At 40.3% G+C, this 24,576-nt stretch carries 24 protein-coding genes and 1 pseudogene; 18 read left to right on the plus strand and 7 right to left on the minus strand.

The window, feature by feature from the left end:
- Positions 1–27: 27 nt before the first annotated feature.
- A complete protein-coding gene (locus tag NYE73_RS10005) occupies positions 28–873 on the minus strand; it encodes a pentapeptide repeat-containing protein (protein ID WP_259948811.1) in 846 nt (281 codons plus the stop codon).
- Between the two features lie 141 nt (positions 874–1,014).
- On the opposite strand from NYE73_RS10005, the gene NYE73_RS10010 reads away from it, so the two are divergent.
- The 4 genes from NYE73_RS10010 (at position 1,015) to NYE73_RS10025 (ending at position 6,657) form a co-directional block, all read left to right on the plus strand.
- Entirely contained in the window at positions 1,015–2,616 is a 1,602-nt protein-coding gene (locus NYE73_RS10010) for a PucR family transcriptional regulator (RefSeq protein WP_259955515.1), read from the plus strand.
- A gap of 129 nt (positions 2,617–2,745) precedes the next feature.
- Positions 2,746–4,014 (plus strand): cytosine permease, encoded by a 1,269-nt coding sequence (locus NYE73_RS10015; protein WP_259948815.1) that lies wholly within the window; start codon positions 2,746–2,748, stop codon positions 4,012–4,014.
- Entirely contained in the window at positions 4,011–5,114 is a 1,104-nt protein-coding gene (locus NYE73_RS10020) for a DUF917 domain-containing protein (protein ID WP_103117851.1), read from the plus strand. The genes NYE73_RS10015 and NYE73_RS10020 overlap by 4 nt, the downstream gene beginning before the upstream one ends.
- Positions 5,107–6,657 (plus strand): hydantoinase/oxoprolinase N-terminal domain-containing protein, encoded by a 1,551-nt coding sequence (locus NYE73_RS10025; protein ID WP_103117852.1) that lies wholly within the window; start codon positions 5,107–5,109, stop codon positions 6,655–6,657. The genes NYE73_RS10020 and NYE73_RS10025 overlap by 8 nt, the downstream gene beginning before the upstream one ends.
- Before the next feature lie 17 nt (positions 6,658–6,674).
- Here the strand turns inward: NYE73_RS10025 and NYE73_RS10030 are convergent, their stop codons facing one another.
- A complete protein-coding gene (locus NYE73_RS10030) occupies positions 6,675–7,349 on the minus strand; it encodes an HAD family hydrolase (protein ID WP_103117853.1) in 675 nt (224 codons plus the stop codon).
- A gap of 6 nt (positions 7,350–7,355) precedes the next feature.
- Entirely contained in the window at positions 7,356–7,589 is a 234-nt protein-coding gene (locus tag NYE73_RS10035; protein WP_259948820.1) for a cyclase, read from the minus strand.
- Between the two features lie 190 nt (positions 7,590–7,779).
- Here NYE73_RS10035 and NYE73_RS10040 point away from each other — a divergent pair, with 190 nt between their 5' ends.
- The 11 genes and pseudogenes from NYE73_RS10040 to ptsP all read left to right on the plus strand — a co-directional run bounded on the left by NYE73_RS10040 (position 7,780) and on the right by ptsP (position 18,413).
- Positions 7,780–8,556, plus strand: a complete 777-nt coding sequence (locus tag NYE73_RS10040; RefSeq protein WP_259948822.1) for a hypothetical protein — start codon at positions 7,780–7,782, stop codon at positions 8,554–8,556.
- The gene (locus tag NYE73_RS10045) at positions 8,553–8,909 is read left to right on the plus strand and encodes a GntR family transcriptional regulator (RefSeq protein ID WP_103117856.1); all 357 of its coding nucleotides are present in this window, start codon (positions 8,553–8,555) and stop codon (positions 8,907–8,909) included. The genes NYE73_RS10040 and NYE73_RS10045 overlap by 4 nt, the downstream gene beginning before the upstream one ends.
- A 9-nt stretch (positions 8,910–8,918) precedes the next feature.
- Positions 8,919–9,632 carry an ABC transporter ATP-binding protein gene (locus NYE73_RS10050; RefSeq protein WP_259948825.1) on the plus strand — a complete coding sequence of 238 codons (714 nt, stop codon included), beginning with the start codon at positions 8,919–8,921 and terminating at the stop codon, positions 9,630–9,632.
- A gap of 87 nt (positions 9,633–9,719) precedes the next feature.
- The gene (locus NYE73_RS10055) at positions 9,720–10,640 is read left to right on the plus strand and encodes an ABC transporter ATP-binding protein (protein WP_009370928.1); all 921 of its coding nucleotides are present in this window, start codon (positions 9,720–9,722) and stop codon (positions 10,638–10,640) included.
- Positions 10,618–11,559, plus strand: coding sequence for an ABC transporter permease (locus NYE73_RS10060; RefSeq protein ID WP_131519853.1), 942 nt, complete (start codon positions 10,618–10,620; stop codon positions 11,557–11,559). The genes NYE73_RS10055 and NYE73_RS10060 overlap by 23 nt, the downstream gene beginning before the upstream one ends.
- A 178-nt stretch (positions 11,560–11,737) precedes the next feature.
- The gene (nagE, locus tag NYE73_RS10065; protein ID WP_259948830.1) at positions 11,738–13,681 is read left to right on the plus strand and encodes an N-acetylglucosamine-specific PTS transporter subunit IIBC; all 1,944 of its coding nucleotides are present in this window, start codon (positions 11,738–11,740) and stop codon (positions 13,679–13,681) included.
- 97 nt (positions 13,682–13,778) lie between these two features.
- The gene (gene nagA / locus NYE73_RS10070) at positions 13,779–14,939 is read left to right on the plus strand and encodes an N-acetylglucosamine-6-phosphate deacetylase (protein WP_103117859.1); all 1,161 of its coding nucleotides are present in this window, start codon (positions 13,779–13,781) and stop codon (positions 14,937–14,939) included.
- Between the two features lie 66 nt (positions 14,940–15,005).
- Entirely contained in the window at positions 15,006–15,716 is a 711-nt protein-coding gene (locus NYE73_RS10075) for an SIS domain-containing protein (RefSeq protein ID WP_259948835.1), read from the plus strand.
- Between the two features lie 20 nt (positions 15,717–15,736).
- Positions 15,737–16,441, plus strand: coding sequence for a glucosamine-6-phosphate deaminase (locus NYE73_RS10080; protein ID WP_103117861.1), 705 nt, complete (start codon positions 15,737–15,739; stop codon positions 16,439–16,441).
- Positions 16,438–16,704 (plus strand): HPr family phosphocarrier protein, encoded by a 267-nt coding sequence (locus tag NYE73_RS10085; protein ID WP_004229305.1) that lies wholly within the window; start codon positions 16,438–16,440, stop codon positions 16,702–16,704. The genes NYE73_RS10080 and NYE73_RS10085 overlap by 4 nt, the downstream gene beginning before the upstream one ends.
- A pseudogene (gene ptsP / locus NYE73_RS10090) lies at positions 16,701–18,413 on the plus strand (phosphoenolpyruvate--protein phosphotransferase). The gene NYE73_RS10085 and the pseudogene ptsP overlap by 4 nt, the downstream one beginning before the upstream one ends.
- A gap of 40 nt (positions 18,414–18,453) precedes the next feature.
- Here ptsP and NYE73_RS10095 read toward each other — a convergent pair.
- On the minus strand, positions 18,454–19,125 hold the full coding sequence (locus NYE73_RS10095) for an HAD family hydrolase (protein ID WP_048390363.1): 672 nt from the start codon (positions 19,123–19,125) through the stop codon (positions 18,454–18,456).
- Positions 19,126–19,196: 71 nt separating this feature from the next.
- On the minus strand, positions 19,197–19,964 hold the full coding sequence (locus NYE73_RS10100; RefSeq protein WP_054550900.1) for a sporulation protein: 768 nt from the start codon (positions 19,962–19,964) through the stop codon (positions 19,197–19,199).
- Positions 19,965–20,075: 111 nt separating this feature from the next.
- Between NYE73_RS10100 and NYE73_RS10105 the strand changes: the two genes are divergently transcribed.
- From NYE73_RS10105 to NYE73_RS10115, 3 genes are all read left to right on the plus strand, one after another.
- Entirely contained in the window at positions 20,076–20,930 is an 855-nt protein-coding gene (locus NYE73_RS10105) for a LysR family transcriptional regulator (protein WP_103117863.1), read from the plus strand.
- Positions 20,931–21,006: 76 nt separating this feature from the next.
- Positions 21,007–21,741 carry an urease accessory protein UreH domain-containing protein gene (locus NYE73_RS10110; protein WP_259948839.1) on the plus strand — a complete coding sequence of 245 codons (735 nt, stop codon included), beginning with the start codon at positions 21,007–21,009 and terminating at the stop codon, positions 21,739–21,741.
- A 41-nt stretch (positions 21,742–21,782) separates the two neighbouring features.
- Entirely contained in the window at positions 21,783–22,103 is a 321-nt protein-coding gene (locus tag NYE73_RS10115; RefSeq protein ID WP_259948841.1) for a YnfA family protein, read from the plus strand.
- A 44-nt stretch (positions 22,104–22,147) separates the two neighbouring features.
- On the opposite strand, the gene NYE73_RS10120 is transcribed toward NYE73_RS10115, so the two are convergent.
- Positions 22,148–22,912: a class I SAM-dependent methyltransferase gene (locus tag NYE73_RS10120; RefSeq protein ID WP_259948843.1), complete on the minus strand. Its 765-nt coding sequence runs from the start codon at positions 22,910–22,912 to the stop codon at positions 22,148–22,150.
- 286 nt (positions 22,913–23,198) lie between these two features.
- Complete coding sequence (gene nhaC, locus NYE73_RS10125) at positions 23,199–24,575, minus strand: Na+/H+ antiporter NhaC (protein ID WP_259948845.1); 1,377 nt, start codon at positions 24,573–24,575, stop codon at positions 23,199–23,201.
- Between the last annotated feature and the right edge of the window lies 1 nt (position 24,576).

Genomic DNA, 24,576 nt, shown 5'->3' on the forward strand with positions numbered 1-24,576 from the left:
ATGAGCGTAAAACGCCATCTACCTTTTTTATTGCCAATGAGCAGGTCGTTTTATATAGGAAGGTAATTTAGTCGAACGATCCCCCTGTGCGGCGTTGATTTGCATTTGGGTTAAAAACAGACTTGTTGAAAGATCAGCACCGCGTAAATTGGCATCTCGCAAATCAGCCCCGATGAAATCTACTCCCTGTAAATTCGCATCTTGAAGATTAGCTGCTATTAAATAACTCCCCCTTAGATCAGTCGCTCGTAAATCCTTGCCTTTTAAATTTTTGCCCATCCAATCAGCCCCACGCTGATTCAAGTTTCTAGAAGCCTTTCCCTTCAAACTGTGCTGGCGAATCTGTTCGCTAGTTTGGAGCAATAGTGCATTGATCGGCATACGAATAGCTACCATATCCAAGGCTAATAAGGTATCTGCATCCTGAGCTATGGTCTGCTGTAGGTGCTTCAATTGAGCAAGGAGCTGTTCATAAAGCATATTATCCACCTGGTAGGACAAAGCCTCCGCCACATACGCAATCATTTCGTAAAGCTGTTCCATAATGGGAAAAACACGAAACATCTTGTCAGCATGCTCACGAGATTCTCGCCAATCTTGTCCATGAAATGTCACCTGCGAAACTTGTTGACCTGCGCCTAGGCAATCAAAAACGGTACAGCCCTTAAAACCTGTCTCTCGTAGCTGACTATGTATGTGACAGCTATAGTTATCCTGCAAATTAGGACATGGCGTGCCTGCTGGTTTATTGATTGCAAAATCACTAGAAGCCACAATATTTAAAGCGGTACAGCACAAGCCAAAACAGCTTTGACAATCTGCCTGTAGACTGTGTCGGATTTTTGTACCAATGGTTTTTGTCTGATTAGACATCCTCATTTTCCTCTCTGATCTTATCCATTTAGTTACTATTTTAACACTAACAAGCTACCAGTTAAAATAGAGAGCAAACTGTATTTTGAAAGATAGTAGGGGATATGGTATTCTTCTTCAAAAGAGTTGTAAAGAAAAGTGGTGGTGGAACATGGGGTAACGGTCAATGAATTATTACAATTGCCATCTTTTCGAGGGGCAGAGGTGTTAACAGGGCGAGATAATCTGCACCGTACCGTATCATCTCTATCTGTATTAGAGGTATCAAATGTTGATTTTTATTCGAAAATTATTAACCGTGTACAGGAGGAATGGTATGCAGAGGAGCTTGTCATTAGCTCCTTTTACTCCATTCGAGATAGTGTGGAGCAGCAATGTGAAACGATTCAGCATTTACATGATTTAGGAGAGCTGGGGCTTATTTTATATTATGTCGGCATTGTATTACCTGATATTCCAGAAGAAGTGCTTGCGTTAGCGGAGGCGCAAGGCTTTATTATCATTTGTATGCCGCGAAATGATTATTCACTGCGCTATAACGAGGTTATTTATGAGGTTATGGAAGCGATTGTTAGTAATCAAGGCGTTAATGATCATTTTGTCAAAGAGACATTAGAAAAGGTATCGTTACTACCTGAGCATTTAAGAAGTGTTGAAATTACACTGAAAATGCTTTCAGATCGTTTGAAGGCTAATATTGTGCTCACCAATAGTCATTTTGACATTGTGAACCAAGTGATGTGGCCTCGAAATTCATCATTAGATGTAGCGAATGTCATTGAAGAATGCTCCCAATCCAATTTTCAGAGGGAAGCAGGCAAGCTTGAGCTGCTAAGAAGTGATGTCGCCTGTGTCGTAGACTATAAAAGAGTACATCAAAAAAATGGCGAGCCGCTATTTTTATTTCTGATTAAAGAAAATACAAAATTACCTGCTAAGACAATTGAAAAAGTAAGTGAGGTTGTGCAAGTAGCCATAAATTTATGGGGAGACAAGCATGATGAGGTTAGTGAATATGCCTTAGTTAAAGCTATTATCAATGATGAGGGGGAGAAAATGAGAAGATTAGCCAATCTCCTTCATATTGATGTTTCCGCCATTCAAATGATGTGGCTTGTTTACATGCATGATTTAGCAGACGAAAAAAGAATTCGCGATGAATTAGAAGAGCAACTGTCCAAATATTATCAAACAAGAGTCATCCAATGCATTGACCATTGTATGATTGTACTGGTAGGCAATTGCTTTTATAAGCATCATGAGTTTGAAATTGCCATTGAATATAGTGAAACTACTCAGTATGATGCCCAAATCGCAGAAATTGTTTATGCACCTAAAATGAGAAATACAAAGTCTGTTCGTCAAATGTATCAATTGGTCAATCAGGTGGGGGACAAAGCCCATACGATTTATCCGATGCGAAAATTGTTTACTGCAGCGGAAGTGCGCTCTATGAAAAGGGCAATTGATGTCAGTAAGCAGGGCGAGGAAATGATTGAAGAATATTTGTCTGTAATTGAACCCATTTTACGTGACCATGATTCCTTGCAGACATTGATAACCTTTTTATTAGATGCAAATGCTAGTGTGGAGCGCTGTGCAGAGCTCCTCTATATCCATAAAAACACGGTGAAATACCGCATCAAAAAAATTAGTGAGCTGATTGGCACAGATGTTACCGTATATTCGGAATTTTATGATGCCTACATGGCTTGCATGCTATATCGATTGATTAATGATTAGAATAATCTGAAATTTTGTCATTTTGAACAAAATTTCAGATTATTTTTTTCATTTGCGCAAAAGACTCGACTCTTACCTATCTTCTATAATTAAAAACATTAATCCATCACCAAATAAGGAGGGAGTCACATGCAAAATGAAAATAAAGGTCAATCTTGGTATAGCTTAGGCATTATTTGGGCTGGTGCCATGATTTGTATTCCCAGTTTATTAGTCGGTAACGCACTGATTACCAATATGAGTTTATCAAAGGCACTGGCTGTTGCTTTTGTAGGCTATGCTATTGTCGTGATCATCATGATTTTGCAAGGCATGCAAAGCAGTGATTTAGGAAAGCCCACTGTCCATATAGCAGGACAAGTGTTTGGAAAAAAGGGCTCTCGTACAATATTATCCATTATCTTAGCTATTGCTTGCTTAGGGTGGTTTGGCATTCAGGCCAATGTGTGTGGCGTAGCCTTAGCAAATTTATTAGCAATCTATCATTTGAATATACCTATTCCAATCGCTTCATTCATTAGTGGTATGGTCATGGTCGTATCCGCACTTTATGGGATGAAGGTGTTGCGTATTTTAAGCTATATCGCCGTACCATTGCTCGTCATCATTTGTCTGTATGGTTTAGGTCAAATATTAACTGGTGAGCAACTACAGCTCGTTCGGGATTATCAGCCACAGGGCAATATGAGCTTTATGGATGGTTTAGCTGTAACGATTGGGTCCTTTGCATTAGGGGCTGTTATAGCGGGTGATTATTCGCAATTTTCAAAAAATCGTTCAGACGTTTTCAAAGCCGCTACATTAGGGATTATTCCTGCAGGGGTGCTAATGATTGCTGTGGGAGCTGTCTTAACGATTGCCTATCAAACAAGTGATATTACAGCAGTCTTTCTGCATATCGCAACACCCTTTATTGGTGGAGTGGGTCTGATTTTAGCAACATGGAAAACCAATTTGGTCAATGCAATTTCAGGTGGAATTGCCTTAATTAATGTATTTGATGTTGCTAAAAACAAAGAACGATTAGCCATAGGTGTGGCGGGTACAATTGGCACAATCTTAGCCGTTGTAGGGATTTTAAATTATTTTACACCTATCATGTCAATTTTATCGGCGATGATTCCGCCTGTTGCAGGGGTGATGATTGCTTCCTACTGGGTCATTCATAAAGGCAAAACAGATAACTGGCAGGAAGTTGAAGGGGTCAATCGATTAGGTGTATTTTCTTGGCTAGTAGGTGCTGTAATTGCCTGTATGCCAGTGGTATTTTCCTTATTCCCTGCATTGCCAGCGCTACCAAACCAACCGATGATTGGCATCATTATTTCATTCGTGATTTATTATGTTGGGTATCGTGTATCTGTACAAAAAACGGTCATATTGGAGGAACATAGATGAGATATTTAGATCAGGCAGCTATTGAACATATTGCCATAGGGGCAGCATTTTTAGGAACAGGTGGGGGAGGAGATCCCTATATTGGAAAATTAATGGCGCTTTCTGCTATCGAAAAAAATGGCCCTGTAAAGTTGTATTCAGTGGATGAAATTGCGGATGATGATTTTTTCATTCCAGCTGCAATGATGGGGGCACCATCAGTTTTAGTAGAAAAATTCCCACGTGGCGATGAGTTTGTTAAGGTTTTCCAAAAGCTTGCCCAATATTTAGGAAAAGAAAAAATTGCAGGCACCTATCCAATGGAAGCAGGTGGGGTCAATTCGATGATTCCTATTGTAGTAGCAGCACAGCTTGGCTTACCATTGATTGATTGTGATGGCATGGGGCGTGCATTTCCGGAATTACAAATGGTGACATTCCACTTAGATGGGATTTCGGCAACGCCAATGGCCATCACTGATGAAAAAGGGAATATTGGTATTTTTGAAACGATTGATAATAAATGGACCGAGCGTATCGCCCGAACAGCAACAGTAGAAATGGGCGCTAGTTCTTTAGTGAGCCTCTACCCAACAACGGGTGCGCAAATTAAACAAAGCGGTGTTCATCATATAGTGACGCTTTCTGAAAAAATTGGTGAAATTATTGCCTCGAAAGACCAAGAGGTGAACGATAAGCTACAAAGCCTTTTAAAGCTTACGGATGGATATGAGCTTTTCCAAGGAAAAATAGTGGATGTTATTCGTGAAACGAAGGGTGGCTTTAACCTAGGTAAAATGAATCTTGAAGGTATTGAATCTTATAAAAATGATCAAATGAAGGTTCATTTCCAAAATGAAAACTTATTAGCTGAGAAAAACGAGCAGGTTATAGCGATGACACCAGACTTAATTTGTTTGGTGGATTATGAAACTTTATTGCCTGTTACAACAGAGAGCTTAAAATATGGTAAACGTGTGCGTGTGATTGGCTTACCAGCACATGAAAAATGGCGTACAGCAAAAGGTATTGAAACAGCTGGACCCAAATACTTTGGCTATGAATATGAGTATACGCCAATTGAGGAATTGGTGAAAAAGGAGGTAGCAGAGCATGTATAAAATTGGAATCGATGTAGGTGGAACAAACACAGATGCCATCCTTTTAGACCATAATAGCCAGCTTATTTACAGTGTGAAATCACCAACAAGCTTAGATATTAAAACAGGGATTGAAAAGTCACTGCAACAATTACTAGAGGGCGCAAATATTGATAAAACAAAAATTACCCATGCGATGTTAGGGACAACACAATGCACCAATGCCATTGTTGAACGTAAAAAGCTTGCAAAGGTTGGTGTCATTCGACTAGGTTATCCAGCGACGGCTTCCGTACTCCCTTATACAGCTTGGCCAGCAGATATGATTGATAAATTATCTGGTAATTATGCCATTGCCCATGGTGGTTATGAATATGACGGCCAATTATTGAGTGCGCTTGATCAACAGGAAATTACAAAATTACTGGAGGAATGGCGTGGTCAAGTAGAATCCATTGCGATTGTTGGTGTCTTTTCCTCTATTAAAAATGATCAAGAATTGCAGGTTCGTGAATGGATTCAAGAAATCTATGGCGAGGAATTCCCAATTTCCTGCTCCTCATTAATAGGTTCAGTCGGGTTAATAGAACGTGAAAATGCTACGATTCTAAATGCTGCATTATGTAAGGTGATTGAGACAACAACACAGGGCTTTGTACAGGCGTTACAAGCGGAAGGCATTTTTGATGTAGAGGTGTATCTATGCCAGAATGACGGTACATTAATGTCTATCGACTACGCCAAGCAATTCCCAATTTTAACAATTGCCTGTGGACCAACAAATAGTATCCGTGGAGCATCGTATTTATCTCAAATTCAAAATACAATGGTATTGGATGTTGGGGGTACCACTTCAGATATCGGTGTATTACAGGATGGTTTCCCGCGAGAATCCTCGGTCGCAGTTGAAGTGGGAGACATTCGGACAAACTTTAGGATGCCAGATATTATTTCAGTCGGACTTGGCGGGGGAAGTATTGTTCGTGTGAACGGCAACAAAATTACAGTTGGGCCGGATAGTGTAGGCTATAAAATCAGTGAGGAGGCCCTTGTTTTCGGTGGCTCGACCTTAACGACAACAGATATCGCTGTCCGTTTAGGCTTAGCAGATGTAGGTGATTCCACGTTAGTGGCACATATTGATGAAGCCTTTGCCAAAGCCGTTCAAGAAGAAATTTCTTCGTTACTAGAACAGGCGATTGATAAGATGAAAACTTCCTCAGAGGATGTGTCATTAGTCTTAGTAGGGGGTGGTGGTATCATTGTGCCAGAAAATATTCGGGGCGTTTCCACAATTGTAAAATCTGAATACGGTGGTGTTGCGAATGCCATCGGAGCCTCGATTGCACAAATTAGTGGTCAATATGAGCAAATTTATATTTATTCCAAAGAACCGCGTGTGGAATCCTTAAAGGATGCACAAAACAAGGCTGTGAAACAAGCCGTATTAGCAGGTGCTCTTGAGGATACCATTGAGCTAGTGGAAGTAGAAGAAACACCTCTCGCGTATCATCCAGAAAATGCAACAAGATTGAAGGTAAAAGTAGTAGGGAAAATGGTGTAACAGTCAAAGGAAGAGTCCTAGTTAAACAGGGCTCTTCCTTTTATTAATTGCTCAAATGAATGAATCACTGCATCAGGTTTAATGTCAGTAGGATTCGTGAGCCGATGAGGATTGTACCATATGCCCTTCATCCTTGCTTGCTGACAACCAGCAATATCTTTTGCTAAGTCATCCCCAACGAATAAGGCTTCATTTGGCTGAACTTGGAGCTGATGTAGAGCTAATTCAAATATGCGTTTGTCAGGCTTAGTTAAGCCTACTTCCTCAGAAATAAGAATAACATCAAAATAGCTAGCTAAACCTGTATGTGTGATTTTAGCCTTTTGTCGCAGTGTAGAGCCGTTTGTGATAATGCCAACTTGTACTTGCTTCTTAATCGTTTGGAGAACCTTCAACATATGTTGATCGATAGAAAAGCAATATGGAAACTGCTGATCCCAAAAATCTTGCATGTCATGGCGAGGCAATTGAAAGGTTGATGGAAACGCATCAAAAAACGATGATAAAACATTGGTTTTATCGGCAATCCCATAGTCTCTTTTATCGTATTCCTTAAATTTTTCCAGCATGTCCTTTTTGAGCATACCCTGAATAGCACCATAGTATTTTTCCAAAATAATATAAAACAGGTTATCGACAGCATGATCTCGATTAAGTAAGGTATCATCTAAATCAAATAGTATCGCTTTCAACGATCTTCATATCCTTTCATGCTCGTCAAGAGGTTTTCGTTTATGTTTTTCATTAATAATTTTTTTGTTTAGGATCGTTACCTTGCCAACCATGAGCAACCTCATATCTTCCACAATATACTTAGCTAGCTCTTCGTCCGATATGTCATCTCCTTCAATATCAAGGCGAAAATCCTGCCCTTGTATACCACCACCATTGGTAAATTCAATTTCAAAATCAAAGACAACTCTTTTATCCATTCAAGTACCACCTTACGCTTAGTGTTAGAGTGCTATCCATATATTCTGTGTTTAATAGGTGAATACCTTCTTTGAACATAATCGTAATTGTTGAGTAAACAAAATTTCCTTTTTCTTGTATTTGCCACTTGCCAACAAAAAAGTCATAGTGTAATATGTAACTAGTACACTATGACACGAGGTGTTGTGATTGAAAAGCTTTATAGGACTTTTAAAAAAAGAATGGGTACTTTATCGCTCATGGTTTCTAGTAGGGATATTTATGGGACTTATGCTATCTTGGATCGTTCCCTATATCTTACATCAGTATGTCGATCTCTTTGCACATGAGCATCAGCTAGCATTTGCATTTACAATGCTCGTCCTTTTTCTAGGTGGATTCTATTCTATCTTACAATTTTTAGCATCGATGCGTTTGGATATTAAAGCAAAGGAGAGCTGGCTCCATTCAACAAGCTCTATCACAAAGCTTATCGGAGCAAAATTGGTTTGCTCATTAGTAGGTTATGTCCTCTTCACTATCCTTTTCACGAGTATAGCCATCTTCAATATTAAGGATGAGCTGATCGCGAGCGCTGGACAAATTTTATTAGTTTTAGTAATAATTGTTATTATATTGACGATTTTACAATTAATGCTATTTATCGTTCCTTTATTCTTTTTAGCTTTTTATTTGCAATTGAAGCGCATAATAGGTCGTTTTTCAATTGTGCTGACAATGATTGTGTTTTATGTAACCACAGCTGGTTGGGCGCGGGTAACGGAGAGTCAGCTGTATCGAGCGATCTTCCTCCATGGAGAAGTTTCGCTTCAAAACATCGAACACTATCTACCAAAAGCGAAAGAAATGACGATGGAATGGATGCTTGGCTCGATATATGTCGTTGAGGAAATAGCCATTACGTTATTACTACTACTGCTGTTTTTAGCAGCATCGAAGTGGCTTGAAAGGGTGGTTTTACGATGACGATGGATTTTTCGCGTGACAAACCCATTTATAGCCAGCTTGTCGATCGAATTTGTGGAGACATTTTGAAGGGGGAGTTGGAGCTAGGTGATCGACTTCCCTCCGTTCGAGAATATGCAGTAGAAACAGGTGTCAATGTCAATACGGTGCAACGTGTATACAAGGAGTTAGAGGCAATGAACATAACGGAAACCAAACGAGGACAGGGTACATTTATTACGAGCAATGAGGAGCGCATTGAGTTATTGCGGGAAGAGATGAAAAATCAGCTGGCTGAAAATTTTTTAACATCGATTGAGGCATTAGGCTTTTCGAAGGAAGAGATGCTTGTGGTTTTGAAAAATAAAGCGTGAGGTGAAGGGATGTTACAGCTATCAAATGTATCTTTTCAATATAAGAAAAAGCAAGTTTTACAGGATCTATCCTTCTCCTTTCCGATTGGACAAATCATTGGACTAGTTGGGGAAAATGGTAGTGGTAAATCTACGCTTATGAAAGTTTTGGCTGGTTTACTGAGACCCACTGCTGGTGAGATCACACTAGAGGGTAAGCCCATCACACGTAGAAGTGCTGACAAAATTGCTTATTTACCAGATACAGATTTATTTTTTGAGTACTACACGGGTGAACAGCTTTTCCAGCATTATGCTTCGCAATTTGAAGATTTTTCCTATGATAAAGCCTGTATCGTCGCACAATTTTTACAGGTAGATACGCGCACAAAGCTACGCCAATTATCAAAGGGTAATCGTGGTCGCATGAAAATGGCTGCCACCCTTGGACGAGAGGTTCCTTATTATGTCATGGACGAACCATTTGCTGGGCTAGACCCAATTGTGAGAGAGCAGTTGATTAAAGGCTTAATTCAATTTACGGACATCGAAAATCAAACGATTTTGCTATCCACACATGAATTATATGAGGTAGAGCCTATTTTAGATCAAATTATTTTATTGCAGGCAGGATCAATCATGGCCTACGAGAATGTGGAAACATTACGCGATGTGGCTAATAAGGATGCAGTTGAGTGGATGAAAGGGTTTTATCGTCCTTCAGTAAAAAATATTGACAGCTAAAGGTGAAGAAAGAATCGTCAATAAAGCAATGTTGTCGTGCCAGACTGCATAATGCTCAGGCGAAATAGATTAGAAAGGGTGAAAAATATGACAGAACCGATTGTACAATTGCAAAATTTATCGAAAACTATTCGAGGAAAGCAATTAATTCAACAGTTAAACATTGATTTATATCCAGGCCAAATTACAGGATTTTTAGGACCGAATGGAGCGGGGAAAACAACAACAATCCGAATGATGACAGGGCTTATGCATCCAACAGAGGGCAATGTCATCATCGACGGGCTTTCACTGAAGGAGCATTATGAGGAAGCCATTAGTAAGGTAGGTGTGATTGTTGAAAATCCAGAAATGTATAAATTTATGTCAGGCTATAAAAATTTACTACATTTTGCACGTATGCATAAAAATGTAACAAAGGAACGAATTCAGGAGGTCATTCAACAAGTTGGGCTCGAAAATCGTATACATGAAAAGGTCTCTACGTATTCACTTGGTATGAGACAACGACTAGGATTAGCCCAGGCGTTATTGCACAGACCGAAATTTTTGATTTTAGATGAGCCGACGAATGGCTTAGACCCTGCTGGTATTCGTGAGTTTCGTATGTACCTACGTAAGATTGCTTCAGAAGAGGGCGTATCCGTCTTTGTCTCAAGTCACTTATTATCAGAAATTGAATTGATGTGTGATCGAGTGGCCGTGATTCAAAATGGGCAGCTAATTGATCTGCGCGATATTCACAATGAAAGCTCATCATTTTATTATGTGGAGGCACAGCCAAAAGAGCAGGTGTCTGCTTATCTAGAACAGTGTGACTTTAACTTTGTAGCAGAGAATCAAGGCTATGTGGTGGAAATGAAGAAAGAGGATGTCCCAGCTATGACTACACAACTAGTCCAAGCGGGTATTCAATTATTTGCTGTACAGCCACATCAAAAAACATTAGAGGATCAATTCTTAGAAATGACTGGAGGCGGACAAATTGCTGAAGCTAATTCAAAATGAGTGGATGAAATTATGGCATAAAAAAGGAACATGGGCAATGGTGGCCATGCTGATTCTTGTCATTCTTGTTCCTGCTGGAATCACCAAATATTATGAAGTAAAATCCCCGACGGAAGGCTCTTGGCAGGACATAGAGCAGGATGCCATTCAATCTTATAAAGAGACGCTAGCAGGTGAAGATTTAACGGAGGAAGATAAGGCATACTTTCAAGAGCAGATGGCAATTTCTGAATATCGTTTAGCGAATGATGCACCAAGTCAAAAAGATAGTAGTCTTGCAAGCTTTATGTCCTTTACAAGCGGTATGCTTACACTTGTTACTTTATTTACAGTCATTACCGCAGCTAGTATTGTATCGAGCGAATTTTCAACAGGGACGATTAAAATGCTCTTAACGCGCCCAATGTCTCGTGCAAAAGTGTTAACGTCTAAATTACTAACAACATTCCTTTTTGGTTTGTTATTGTATGTGGTCAATGTTGTGGTAAGTGCCCTTATCGGCTTAGTCTTGTTCGGCATGGGAACAGGTGTGGAATTAGAAATGGTCAATGGACAGGTCGTTGAAAAGGCTGTATGGAGCGATTTAGCCTATCATTACCTATTATCTAGTGGCGATTTTGTGATGTCTACATTATTTGCCTTTTTGATTGGCTCAGTATTCCGCTCAAGCTCATTAGCAATCGGTTTAACGATGTTCCTTTCTTTTACAGGCGGCATGATAGTTATGTTCTTAAGCCGATACGACATCGTCAAATATATTTGGCTCACACATTCTGATTTAACACAGTATGAGCATGGTGGTGGCTCCATGATTGCTGATGTGACGTTGCCCTTCTCATTAACAGTACTTGCTATATACGCAGTAGTTTTCCTTGTCATTAGTTATTCAACCTTTATGAAACGTGATGTCACGGCATAAGCTAAAGAAGAACTGTGCCCTAATTTTGGATTAGGGTGCGGTTTTTTTGTTTAACATCACGAAATATTAAAAAAGTATTTATTTTTTTTTGAATTGCGCCTATAATAATAGCAACTTAGTGAAAACGCTTTTTTTTTACTAAAGTGGTCTAGACAACTATACCAAAGGGGGATAATGAATGTTTGCTTTCTTACAAAAAATCGGTAAGTCGCTCATGTTTCCAATCGCAACATTACCAGCAGCAGCATTACTATTGCGTTTAGGTTCAGCGGATATGCTTGGGGCCGTACCGAATGAAGCCATCCAGTACATTGCTAGTATTATGGCCGCTTCTGGTAATGCTATACTAGGGAATTTACCAATTATTTTTGCTATCGGTATTGCGATGGGGTTTGCACATGATAGCAGTGGTGGCGCAGCTCTAGCAGGTGCGATTGCGCATCTTGTTTTAGTCGCCGTTTTAGGGACTGTTAACGAAGAATTAAATATGGGTGTGTTTGGTGGTATTATTGCCGGTATTACGGCAGGCTTATTATATAACAAATATTATAATGTGAAATTTCCAGAATGGTTATCATTCTTCGGTGGACGGCGCTTTGTACCGATTATTACGTCCATCACCATGGCAATTTTAGGTAGTATTTTAGCAATTGTTTGGGGACCAATTCAAGGTGGTATTGATGCTGTCGGTAATTGGATGATTGGTGCAGGATCACTTGGTGTAGGGATGTATGGCTTCTTCAACCGTCTATTAATTCCAGTGGGTCTCCACCATGTAATCAATACAATTATTTGGTTTGATTTCGGTGAATTTACAAATGCTGCAGGCGAAATCGTGAAAGGGGATATCAACCGCTTCCTAGCAGGAGACACGACAGCTGGACATTTCCAAGCTGGTTTCTTCCCAATTATGATGTTTGGCTTACCAGCAGCCTGTCTAGCAATGTATTTTGCAGCGAAAAAAGAAAAGCGTCCAATCGTTGGAGGGATGTTCGTTTCCATCGCTTTAACAGCCTTTTTAACGGGTGTTACAGAGCCTATTGAATTTTCCTTTATGTTCTTATCACCAGTTCTTTATGGTATTCATGCTGTATTAACAGGTATTTCATTGGCTGTGGCCTATCTCGTTGGATTCCGTGACGGCTTTGGGTTCTCTGCAGGCTTAATTGACTACTTACTCAACCTTGGTCTGGCAGATAAACCATGGCTCTTACTACCTTTAGGTTTAGGCTTTGGGGCGATTTACTTTGTGGTATTCTATTTCTTAATCAAAAAATTAGACTTAAAAACACCAGGACGTGAAGACGATGAGGATGAGGATGGCGAAGTAAATGCTATTGCTGATGATGTCGATTTACGTGCATATTATACAATTGAAGCATTAGGTGGAAAAGACAATATTAAGCAAGTGGATTATTGTACAACTCGCCTACGATTATTAGTACAGGATTCTGCTAGCGTCGATGAAAAAACATTGAAGCAAACAGGTGCAAGAGGAGTTATGCGTATTAGTAAAACCAATGTCCAAGTAATCATTGGGACATCCGTGGAGTTTTTAGCTGAGGCCATAAAAGAACGTTTGAAAAAAGGCAATCCAGCACCAGCCAATGTAGGACTTCCATCAGCTCAGCCTGTCATGGAAGAAACGGTGAAGAATGACACGATGACATTCCGTGATTTCGAAATGCCAATGACGGGTGATTTATTGCCTTTAACAGAAGTGCCTGATGAGGCATTTTCAGCAGGCTTGATGGGCCCAGGTTTCGGGATACGTCCGACAGATGGAGCAGTCTATGCACCATTTGATGGTCAAGTAGTGATGGTGTTCCCCACAAAGCATGCAATTGGCTTAAAATCTGATACGGGCATTGAAGTATTAATTCATGTTGGCTTAGATACGGTCAAACTAAATGGTGATGGTTTTGATCTGTTCGTTACAGATGGTCAAAAAGTTAAGCGTGGGGATGCGTTATTAAAAGCAGACCTTGTACAGATTGAAGGGCAAGTACCTTCTGTCATCACACCAGTTGTCTTTACAAGCTTAATGGGGCAAGAGATTACACTTGAAAAGACTGGCTATCAACGAGCAGGCTCAACGAATATTATTACAATGAAGAAGTAACAACTAATGGGGCTGTTAGCGAAGGTATACAGAGGCAATGAGCTATTGCACACGGATGCCTTTTCGACAGCCCTTGTTCAAGAAGGAGATGTTTTTCTTGAGTTTACTCATTCGAAATATCACAGTAGTGAATGGCAATGGACGAGATGAACAGGTAGATGTATGGATGAAGGATGGTAAAATTGCGCAAATTGCTCCTCAGCTTGATATCCACGATGTAGAACAGCTTGATGGTTCAGGGAAATTTTTATTGCCAGGATTTATTGATATGCACATTCATGGATCCGCTCAAATGGATACGATGGATGCTTCTGATGAAGGGCTTCATACGATGGCTCAATCCCTTTTAAAAGAAGGAACGACAAGCTTTTTAGCTACAACGATGACACAAAGCTATGACAACATTGAACGAGCTATTGAAAATGTAGCACAGTTCCAGCCACAGCCAGATGAAGCAGAGGTACTGGGTATTCATATCGAAGGGCCATTTGTTTCAAAGCAGCGAGCAGGGGCACAGCCTCTTGAATATATTGTCGAGCTAGATTTAGATATATGGACAAAATGGCAGCAACTAAGTGGCCATAAAATCAAGCAAATTACGCTAGCACCAGAAGAGCCGAATGGCATGGCAGCTGTGCAAAGTATTTCTGCTAGCGGTGTCATTGTTTCAATTGGTCATTCGGATGCTACCTTTGAGCAAATGCAACAAGCGGCTCAATTAGGTGCCACACAGGGGACACACTTATACAACCAAATGCGTCCATTCCACCATCGAGATCCAGGTGTAGTTGGCGGTGTCCTGCTGCTAGATGCGATTAAGGCAGAACTGATTGTTGATTTTATCCATATGCATGAAGGAGCGGTGGAAATGGCCTATCGCTTAAAGGGAGCGGACGGGCTTATTTTAATTACAGATGCCATGCGCGCAAAGGGAATGCCCTACGGAGCATATGATTTAGGCGGTCAAACAGTCCATGTGACAGAAGCAGGTGCCCATTTGTCAAATGGATCGTTAGCAGGCAGTATTTTAAAAATGGATCAGGCTGTACGGAATATGCATCACATTACGAATTGTACGCTGGAGGAGCTTGTCAAAATGTCCAGCTTTAATGCTGCTGAGCAATTGAAGCTAGGTAATAAGGGTCAGCTTATACAAGGCTTTGATGCGGATGCAGTGATTTTAGATGAACATTTAAAGCTCCACCAAACGATTAAGGCGGGCAAGGTCTTATATGATGCAAATTCAAGTGGACAATAGTTACTAATATGCAGCAGGTATACAAACATCTTGCATGAAACGATGGAAATGAAAAGGTGATAGAACATGAATACCTATTTTCAACTAGTAAATCGATATTTAACAATGGTGGCACAGCAGGAAAGCAACCAACTTATGCATATTGCCAAGCAAATTGTTAAACGTCTCACAAAGGGAGGCATTATCCAGCTCTTTGGCTCTGGTCATTCCATGCTATTAGCACAGGAATGTTACTATAGAGCAGGTGGCTTAGTGCCTGTCAAACCGATACACATAGAATCGTTAATGCTACATCAGGGTGCACGGCAATCCTCACAAAATGAAAAAAAACAGGCTTTTTTAGCCACCTATAAGGATCAGCTGCAATTTGATGAGCAAGATGTTTGTATCATCATTTCAACCTCTGCCAATAATCCAGTGCCCATTGATATGGCTACCTATGCAAAGGAAGCGGGCGCTTTGACTATTTCACTCCAATCACTGGAATATCAGCACCAGCCGTCGCGCCATCCGTCAGGCAAGCGTTTAGAGCAAGTAGTAGATGAAGTTTTGAATACGCATGTGCCATTAGGTGATGGTGTGTTAACCGTTGACCAATTGCAATATGCTCCTGTATCAACGGTGTTAGGTGCGACTTTACTAAATGCTTTATTCGCTCAAATCATTGAGCTTATGCATGCACAGGGCGCTAGTGTACCAGTGTTTGGTAGCAGTAATTTAGGGGAAAATAATAACGATGCGCTCATTGATCAGTATGGTCAGCGTATTCATTTCTAGGATACAAAGGAGGATATGTGGTGAAAGTAAAAAGATTTTCCTCAATGGATGATTTATATTCACATGCAGTAGCGACCATCGTTGAAGCCAAAAATAATGGCGCCACAACGTTCGGGTTAGCTACTGGTGGAACAATGGAACCACTATATGCTAAAATCTGTAAAACAGATATTGATTTTTCACATTGTATTAGCTTTAATTTGGATGAGTATGTTGGGCTTGAGGCAACTCATCAGCAAAGCTACGCCTATTATATGAACAAACATTTATTTAACCAAAAACCATTTTTAGCATCGTATTTACCAGATGGATTAGCAGTAGATCCTTTAGTGGAAACAGCTCGCTATGAAGGATTACTGCAACAATATCCCTTAGATTTCCAACTGCTTGGTATCGGTCAAAATGGTCATATCGGCTTCAATGAGCCTGGTACGTCATTTGCTTCTTTAACACATCTTGTAACACTCGAAGAATCTACTCGTCAAGCTAACGCGCGTTTCTTTTCATCCATTGACGAAGTGCCAACACAGGCATACACGATGGGTATTCAATCGATTATGCGGGCAAAATGCATTTTGTTACTCGCAGTGGGAGAAGCTAAGCGTGAGGTGTTAGAGCGTTTACTGGCATCTGATTATACAGAAGACGTACCTGCAACTGCTTTATCGAAACATCCAAATGTAATGGTTTTAACAGACTTACAAGAAGAGGAGAATAAATTATGAAAACACAACAATTTACAGTAGTCGATCCTTTAGGTATTCATGCACGACCAGCGAGCCAGCTTGTGGCAAAAGCAACACCATTTGCTTCATCTATAGAAATACGTACAGAAGAAAAAGCAGCTAACTTGAAATCAATCTTAGGTGTGATGGGATTAGCCTTAAAGCAAGGTTCACAATTTACACTTGTTGTAGAGGGGGAAGACGAAGAGCAAGCATTAGCAGCACTAACGACACTCATCACGGAAATGGGGCTTGCACAATGACACGACTCACTGGTATTGCCGCTTCAGACGGCATTGCCATTGCGAAAGCATATCGTTTCGTCCAACCAGATTTAACATTCGCTAAAACAACTGTTCATGATATCGAGGCAGAGCAGAAACGTTTAGCAGCCGCTCTTGCCAAAGCAGAGCAAGAACTGATTGTCATTCGACAGCAAACATTAGAAAAATTTAGTGCAGAAGAAGCCGCAATTTTTGAGGCACATTTATTAGTGGTTCATGATCCCGAATTAATTGGGCCTATCAATCAAAAAATTGCAGACGAAGCGGTAAATGCGGAGTATGCATTGCATGAAGTAACCTCTATGTTTGTGGCATTATTTGAAGGTATGGATGACGAATACATGAGTGCCCGTGCATCAGATATTAAAGATGTGACAAATCGCATATTAGCACATTTACTCGGAGTACATATTCCAAATCCAAGCAATATTAACGAACAGGTAATTATCGTAGCGAATGATTTGACACCTTCAGAGACAGCCCAATTAGATCGCAACTATGTTCTCGGTTTTATTACCGATATTGGTGGGCGTACATCCCATTCAGCCATCATGGCTCGTAGCTTAGAAATCCCAGCAGTCGTAGGGGCAGGGGTTGCTACGACAACAATTCAGGATGGCGATACTATAATTGTTGACGGTTTGACGGGTCAAGTCCTAGTGAATCCAAGTGCCGATGTGATTGCAGACTATCAGGAAAAGGCACAAAAATATCGTGTACAGCAGGCGGAATGGTCTACTTTAGTGAATGAGCAAACCGTTTCTAAAGATGGCGTGCATGTTGAGCTAGCGGCTAATATTGGATCGCCAAATGATTTGGATGGTGTATTGCGTCATGGAGCAGAGGGAATTGGCTTATATCGAACAGAGTTTTTATATATGGGCAGAGAAAATTTACCCTCTGAGGAAGAACAATTTACAGCGTATAAAACAGTCTTGGAAGGAATGAAGGGCAAGCCAGTTGTTATTCGAACACTGGATATTGGTGGCGACAAGCACCTGCCATATTTACCTTTGCAAGAAGAAATGAATCCATTCCTTGGTCACCGTGCCATTCGTCTATGTCTTGACCAGCAGGAGTTATTCCGCACACAATTGCGAGCACTACTGTGAGCATCTGTCTACGGAAACTTAAAAATTATGTTCCCTATGATAGCGACCATTCAAGAATTCCGTGCGGCTAAAGCCATTTTGCTTGAGGAAAAGGAAAAGCTGATAGCTGGAGGGGTTGCAGTAGGCTCTTCCATCGAGGTCGGGATGATGGTTGAAATTCCCTCGACAGCCGTAATGGCAGATATTTTTGCCAAAGAAGTGGATTTCTTCTCCATCGGGACAAATGATTTAATTCAATATACAATGGCGGCAGATCGGATGAATGAAAAAGTTTCTTATTTATATCAACCATATAACCCAGCCATATTACGTTTAATTCAAATGGTCATTAAAGCTGCCCATCAAGAACAGAAATGGGTAGGAATGTGTGGAGAAATGGCTGGCGATGAGCATGCTGTTCCACTATTGCTAGGCCTAGGCTTAGATGAGTTCTCGATGAGTGCTACGTCTATTTTAAAAACGAGGGCCTTGCTAAAGCAATTATCTGTCCCAGAGATGCAGACTTTAGCAACAGAGGCATTACAGCTAGCGACAGCTGAAGAAGTGCTGGAAAAAGTAAAGCAAGCTGTGAAATAAGATAGAACAAAAACCCATCTACTTATTGGTAGATGGGTTTTTAGCATGATGGGCTGAAAGAGTCAATGAATATCGGTATTTCTAATAAATCCTCCACGATGGCATCCGCTTGAACATGTTGCCATTGTTTATCTTTTTTCCAAATGCCCTTCATTCCCACATGTTGAGCACCTTTGACATCATTCACAGGATGGTCGCCGATAAAAACACATTCATGAGGAAGGACATTCAGCTTTTCGATGGCATTTAAAAACAGTTGAGGATCGGGTTTTTTCATGCCTGCCCATTCAGAAACTAAAATGACATCAAAATAATGTTCAATTGCTAATGCCTTTATAGTGTCCATCTGAAAATGCCCATAGCCATTCGTAATCATGCCTAAAGCCAACTGATCCCTTTTCAATTGTTCTAGCATAGGGATAAGGTTAGGAAAAGGGACACAGCTATATTTAAATTCGTTTAGGTAATCTTGAAGAAGTTCTTCCCACGTAATATGAACAAGGTGAAATTCTTCTACCAATTGCTGATAGACATGGTCCTTCCAAACGTAGCCCCGCTTATCTAATTGGATAAAACGAGCTATATATTGTTCTTTTGGAATGGAACCTAGTACTCCCTTTAATCGCTCATATTGCTGCTTAATGAAGAGTTCGACAGATGCATCTCTATTTAATAATGTTCCGTCTAAATCAAATAATGCCGCTTTCATCATCATCCTTTTCACCCTCCTATTTGATCATAAAAAAAGTAGCTGAAGTTAGGCTTCAACTACTTTTTAGTTCATTAGGCATGTTTTGAAATGATTTGCTGAAGCTTTGCTTGTAGTGTCGGTAGGTCATGCATCGTAACCGTTGTGCGAACATAGCTTTCATCCATATCTAATGCTTCAGCAAAAAAGCTACCAATGCCTTTTACTTTGCGATCAATTTGCATGAAAATCTCTGCAGAATGGTTGGATTGAGAAAGGAAAACTAACTCAAGCTCATCTAAATGGCCTCTATATTGTCCAGTGGGTACAAATTCAAATTCTTGGACAAATGGATAGTAGCCGCGGAAGCGTGAAGGAGCTTGTTCACATTCAGCTTCACGTAAACGGAAACCTAATCCACGAATCGCATCTAATATATGACCTGCTAGTGCTGTTGGCTCGACACGAATATAATCCTTATCACTCGGATCGACCGCATTTTTAATATCAAGACCCGTTTGAATCCATACCTGTGTTTTACCTGCACTAATCGGTGTTTCAAATGGCAATGTTAATGAAATAGGGAAGATTTTTTCCTCGCCGGCGCCCAGTGTGAAAGGCTCTGTTACTTTGACCTTCTGCAGTGCGGCAACCTCTGTATGTTTGTGATCATTCGACTCACGGATATAGGTCGTATTGACGGATAGGTAAATCGTGTCGACCTGTTGCTCAACTTGACCGCCACGCACAATGATTTCACCCTGCATGACCTCTCCAGCACGATAAGTATCCTTCTCCAATCTTGTATCCACTGTCGCTGAACCTATACCAATACTTGCTAATGCTTTATGAAAAAAAGACATCTTTCATTCCTCCTACTGACATCGTTAGCTATACATACGCTTATGTTGAAAAAAGGTTTCAAGACTTACAAATTTTTCGTTATACTAGTTGAAAACGAAAGAGGGATGGCGATGGAGACAGAGTGGCTACGCACATTTATAGTGGCAGCACAAACTGAAAACTTTCGAGAAACAGCTGAAAAACGATTTATTACACAATCGACTGTAACGAAGCATATCCAGCATTTAGAAAGGGCATTGCAAACCCCATTATTTAATCGACAGAGCAAACAGGTGACGTTAAATCAGCAGGGTGCTTATTTTCGTCTGCAGGCACAAAAAATCCTGTCCGCTTTAGATGAAGGGCTACAACAAATGGATTCCTTCGTAAAAGGCTACACCGCTAAGCTTACGATTGGCGTTGCTCCGCAAATAGCGAATTCAACATTACCAGCTATTATTACAGCATTCCAGCATCGAAAGCCCTCTACTCAGGTAGTGATAGAACTTTTAAAATCCAATGAAATTGGGGAAGCGGTATTTACTGGTGTAATCGATATGGGCTTATCCAAATTAACCTCAACTCGTGAGCTTCACACGGTAATGCTCGCACAAGAACCATTGCATTTAATTGCTCCTATTGCTAAAAAGGAATATGATGCTTTCACCCTTTTACAGCAGGAAACGCTTTTCACACATGAATATGCGCCCTATTGGCAGGAAGTACAACAGGTGCTACAGCAATTTACTAGCCATCAAACAATGCATATTAATCAAACAGAGGTAATCAAGCATTTCGTCAAGCATGGTCTTGGTATTGCCTTGCTGCCTAAGAGTGTAATTGAACCAGATTGTCAGCAAAATCTTTTACATAGCTATTCAGTAAAAGAATTTTCTCATATTGTATCGGATACTTACTTGCTTACAAAGTATGTCTCGGCTGATTATGATGATTTTTTAGTAGCGTGTAATAGCGTGTATGGGTAAAGCCGTTTTCTGCACTGTTTATTCATAATGTACCTTTATACTATTTTAGTATAAATAATAGATAGAGGGTGTTTAGATGTATAGTATATTGTCCACCATTAGTCAGTTGATTAGTGAACCGCTTACGCAATTTGTACAGGGCTATGAGCATTCTGCCCTGATGATGGCCATTCTTCTTGGCTTGATAGGCGCCTTTGCTCCATGTCAGTTAACAGGTAATATGAGTGCCATTACATTTTACGGCAATCGAACACTTCAAAAGAGCAGTAATTGGCAAGAAATTATGTTTTTTATAGTGGGGAAAGTGGTTGTTTTTAGTGTGCTTGGCTTTTGTGCTTGGCTTTTTGGACAATCATTTGAAACAAAGATGACCGTTTATTTTCCAATCTTTCGTCAGGCTATTGGGCCGATGATGCTGCTAACAGGGCTGGTGCTAATCGGTTTATTCAAATTAACCTTTCTACAACGTTTAACATCGCTGCTGCCGCCTGTAGTAAAAGAGGGGAAATTTGGCTCGTTCTTAATGGGTGCTAGTTTTTCTATTGCCTTTTGTCCCACTATGTTTGTTCTATTTTTTGTATGGTTAATGCCCCTTGTGGCGAGCACTTCCTATGGGCTGCTTCTACCTAGTATTTTTGGCGTAGCGACCGCTGTACCGCTCATCATCATGCTTCTGTTGATCTATGTCTTTGATGCCAAGCGTATTATCCTACGAAAAAGTATGAAAATGGGAAGAGCTATTCAAATGACAGCAGGTATCCTATTAATTTTAATCGGAATAACGGACACCATTACATATTGGAGTATGTAAGACATGTATAATAGAGTGAAAATGAGAAAGAGAGATACAGTATGATCGCTATATTATTATTTATTCTTGCGGGAATTGGTGAAATAGATGGGGGCTATTTAATTTGGCTTTGGTTACGAGAGGGTAAACCTTTTTATTGGGGCATTATTGGCGGTATTGCACTTGCTCTGTACGGCGTTGTTGCAACATTCCAGTCCTTCCCTACCTTTGGCAGAGTTTATGCAGCCTATGGTGGGGTATTCATCGTGTTATCTATTTTATGGGGGTGGGGCATTGATGGCAAAAAGCCCGATCATTTAGACTTTATTGGCGCAGGGATATGCTTAATAGGCGTCATTGTAATATTGCTGCCTCGCTCTTAGCATTGAAAAAAGGTTACTACAACAGAATAGTAACCTTTTGTAATCTATTTTTTACGAGCAATAAAGCGCAGACGATAATAATCAATGACCCATTCATTCTGTTGGAAACAAGTTGGCTTTAATAATTCCTCACATGTCGCATAAACCTGCTCTTTCTCATCAGCCTTTAAGTGCTGTAGAAGATTTTCACTAAACATGACTAACCAGTTGCGAAGCCCATCCTGCCCTTGAAGTGGTGTAGGGCGTTTATAGAGTGTGATATTCTCGACCTGAAAGCCTGCCTTTTCTAATTTTGATTGATATTCCTCGACGCTTGGAAAATACCAAGGGAAATAGTGGTCGATATAGGGAAATTGTAAAGTTTCCATACTTTTTTGCAGAGCCCAAATGATAGATGCAATATTGCCTTGTCCACCCATTTCAGCAACAAAGCGTCCACCGTTCTTCAGTGCACCATAGACATTTTCAATAACTACATCAGGTTCCTTCATCCAATGAAGTGCGGCATTTGAGAAAACAGCATCAAATTGCTGAGAAAAGTGCATCGCTGTAGCTTCCATCGTTTGAAAGTTAATGGCAGGATATTTTTGCTGAGCAGCTAAAATCATCGTAGCCGACGCATCTACTCCGAGCACAGAAGCTCCAAGTGCTGATATGTCATTAGCCAAATCTCCTGTACCACAACCCACATCTAAAATATGTTCATTTTTTTGCGGCGCTAGTAGATCGACTAAGCTTGTACCCAATTTTGATACGAAATCATGCTTTTTATCATATAAATGAGCATTCCATTTTGTTTTTGTTGTCATCCTATTTCATCTCCTTTAGTAGAGCATAGCAAAGGAGATCATCCAACAGAAATGCGAAAAATCATGAATTTTGATTCCAAATTGGAATGATAGCTTTCTCTCCAACAGCTAGCTTTACACGCTATCAAATTTCCGATCCGATAAAGTATTAAAATTATTTTATACAACACATAGTCAAGGTAGTAAGAAATGGTGTTTCTCAATGATTGGAAAAAATGATGTCCACAAAAATTTTGAGTAAAATAAAAAGGTAGCTGATGTTGTTTTCAGATACCTTTTGTTATGGTTAAAGCTTTGTTAATGTTTTGCCACTCCAGCCAAACAAGATCGTAAGAATTGGTCCAAGTAAACAGAAGAAGGTGAATGGTAGGTAATCCAGTGTGGAAATACCGAGAACACTTGCGATAAAAATACCACAAACACTCCAAGGCACAAGAGGGTTGACGACCGTACCTGCATCCTCCATGACGCGTGAAAGGTTTTTTGGTGCAAGCCCAACCTTTGCAAATTGTGCCTTAAAGGCCTCACCAGTTAATAGAATGGATAAGTACTGTTCACCGATCAATGTATTAACACCGATGCCGGTGATGGCAGCACCTGTAATAACAGAGCCAGCACTTTTAAATAAGCTTTCGACCTTCGCTAAAATGCTTTGAATAATGCCTAGTGTGAATAAAAGGCCACCCATTGTTAAAGCAAGTAAGACAAGCGCGATTGTAAATAGCATACTATTCATCCCACCACGAGTGAGCAAGGCATCTACCTCTTTATTACCAGTTTGAGAGACATAGCCATCAAACAGAATTTTGAAGACATCTGAAGCGGGAACTGGGTCAAGTAAAGAGCCAAGACCTACTCCAATAATGGACACAACAGCCAATGTAATGACTGCAGGTGCCTTGTAAAAAGTCATGATTACGAGAACAACAATTGGCAATAATGTATACCAATGAATAAGTCCTGTAGACAGTAAACCCCCTTTAAATTGCTCCACTGTCTCAAAGGATGTAGCAGCTCCTGTTGGGGAGATAATAGCATAGAGCACAAAGGAGATAAGAAAAGCAGGGATGGTTGTCCAGCCCATATTTTTAATATGCTCAAAAAGGTCTACACCAACTGTACCAGAAGCAAGATTGGTTGTATCGGATAATGGAGACATTTTATCACCAAAGAAGGCCCCAGAAACAATCGCTCCAGCTGTAATGGTTAGCGAGATATCCATAGCTCCGGCAATGCCCATAAATGCTACACCAACCGTTGCGACAGTTGTCAGAGAGCTTCCAATTGAAATACCAACGATACTACAAATTAAAAACACGATAGCAAAGAAAAAGTTTGGCGACACAGTTAAAAAGCCATAATAGATAAGGGTTGGGATCGTTCCACCCATAATCCAGCTGGAAATTAAAATGCCAATAAAAAAGAAAATAAAAACGGCGCCAAGTCCAGCGCTAGCACCAGCAATCATACCACCCTCAAGATCGCGAAAGGGTACTTTTTTCAGTAATCCATAAGCCAGTAAAAGGGCAATCACAAGAAAAATCGGGATATGCGGCGTAGCCTTTAAATAGCCAATACTATAAGCCATTATGACGATAATTAAAATAGTGATAAAGCTTGCCTCAAGAAATCGAGGGTTACTCTTTGCTTCTATTCGAAACATG

The organism is Lysinibacillus sp. FSL K6-0102 (genome assembly GCF_038003545.1).
Classification (GTDB): domain Bacteria; phylum Bacillota; class Bacilli; order Bacillales_A; family Planococcaceae; genus Lysinibacillus; species Lysinibacillus capsici.

What these genes read in the sequence shown, in the direction of transcription:
- NYE73_RS10005 (WP_259948811.1), bottom strand. Translation starts at nt 873, where the DNA reads ATGTCTAATCAGACAAAAACCATTGGTACAAAAATCCGACACAGTCTA.
- NYE73_RS10015 (WP_259948815.1), top strand. Translation starts at nt 2,746, where the DNA reads ATGCAAAATGAAAATAAAGGTCAATCTTGGTATAGCTTAGGCATTATT.
- NYE73_RS10020 (WP_103117851.1), top strand. Translation starts at nt 4,011, where the DNA reads ATGAGATATTTAGATCAGGCAGCTATTGAACATATTGCCATAGGGGCA.
- NYE73_RS10025 (WP_103117852.1), top strand. Translation starts at nt 5,107, where the DNA reads ATGTATAAAATTGGAATCGATGTAGGTGGAACAAACACAGATGCCATC.
- NYE73_RS10035 (WP_259948820.1), bottom strand. Translation starts at nt 7,589, where the DNA reads ATGGATAAAAGAGTTGTCTTTGATTTTGAAATTGAATTTACCAATGGT.
- NYE73_RS10045 (WP_103117856.1), top strand. Translation starts at nt 8,553, where the DNA reads ATGACGATGGATTTTTCGCGTGACAAACCCATTTATAGCCAGCTTGTC.
- NYE73_RS10050 (WP_259948825.1), top strand. Translation starts at nt 8,919, where the DNA reads ATGTTACAGCTATCAAATGTATCTTTTCAATATAAGAAAAAGCAAGTT.
- NYE73_RS10055 (WP_009370928.1), top strand. Translation starts at nt 9,720, where the DNA reads ATGACAGAACCGATTGTACAATTGCAAAATTTATCGAAAACTATTCGA.
- nagE (WP_259948830.1), top strand. Translation starts at nt 11,738, where the DNA reads ATGTTTGCTTTCTTACAAAAAATCGGTAAGTCGCTCATGTTTCCAATC.
- NYE73_RS10075 (WP_259948835.1), top strand. Translation starts at nt 15,006, where the DNA reads ATGAATACCTATTTTCAACTAGTAAATCGATATTTAACAATGGTGGCA.
- NYE73_RS10085 (WP_004229305.1), top strand. Translation starts at nt 16,438, where the DNA reads ATGAAAACACAACAATTTACAGTAGTCGATCCTTTAGGTATTCATGCA.
- NYE73_RS10095 (WP_048390363.1), bottom strand. Translation starts at nt 19,125, where the DNA reads ATGATGAAAGCGGCATTATTTGATTTAGACGGAACATTATTAAATAGA.
- NYE73_RS10100 (WP_054550900.1), bottom strand. Translation starts at nt 19,964, where the DNA reads ATGTCTTTTTTTCATAAAGCATTAGCAAGTATTGGTATAGGTTCAGCG.
- NYE73_RS10105 (WP_103117863.1), top strand. Translation starts at nt 20,076, where the DNA reads ATGGAGACAGAGTGGCTACGCACATTTATAGTGGCAGCACAAACTGAA.
- NYE73_RS10110 (WP_259948839.1), top strand. Translation starts at nt 21,007, where the DNA reads ATGTATAGTATATTGTCCACCATTAGTCAGTTGATTAGTGAACCGCTT.
- NYE73_RS10115 (WP_259948841.1), top strand. Translation starts at nt 21,783, where the DNA reads ATGATCGCTATATTATTATTTATTCTTGCGGGAATTGGTGAAATAGAT.
- NYE73_RS10120 (WP_259948843.1), bottom strand. Translation starts at nt 22,912, where the DNA reads ATGACAACAAAAACAAAATGGAATGCTCATTTATATGATAAAAAGCAT.
- nhaC (WP_259948845.1), bottom strand. Translation starts at nt 24,575, where the DNA reads ATGTTTCGAATAGAAGCAAAGAGTAACCCTCGATTTCTTGAGGCAAGC.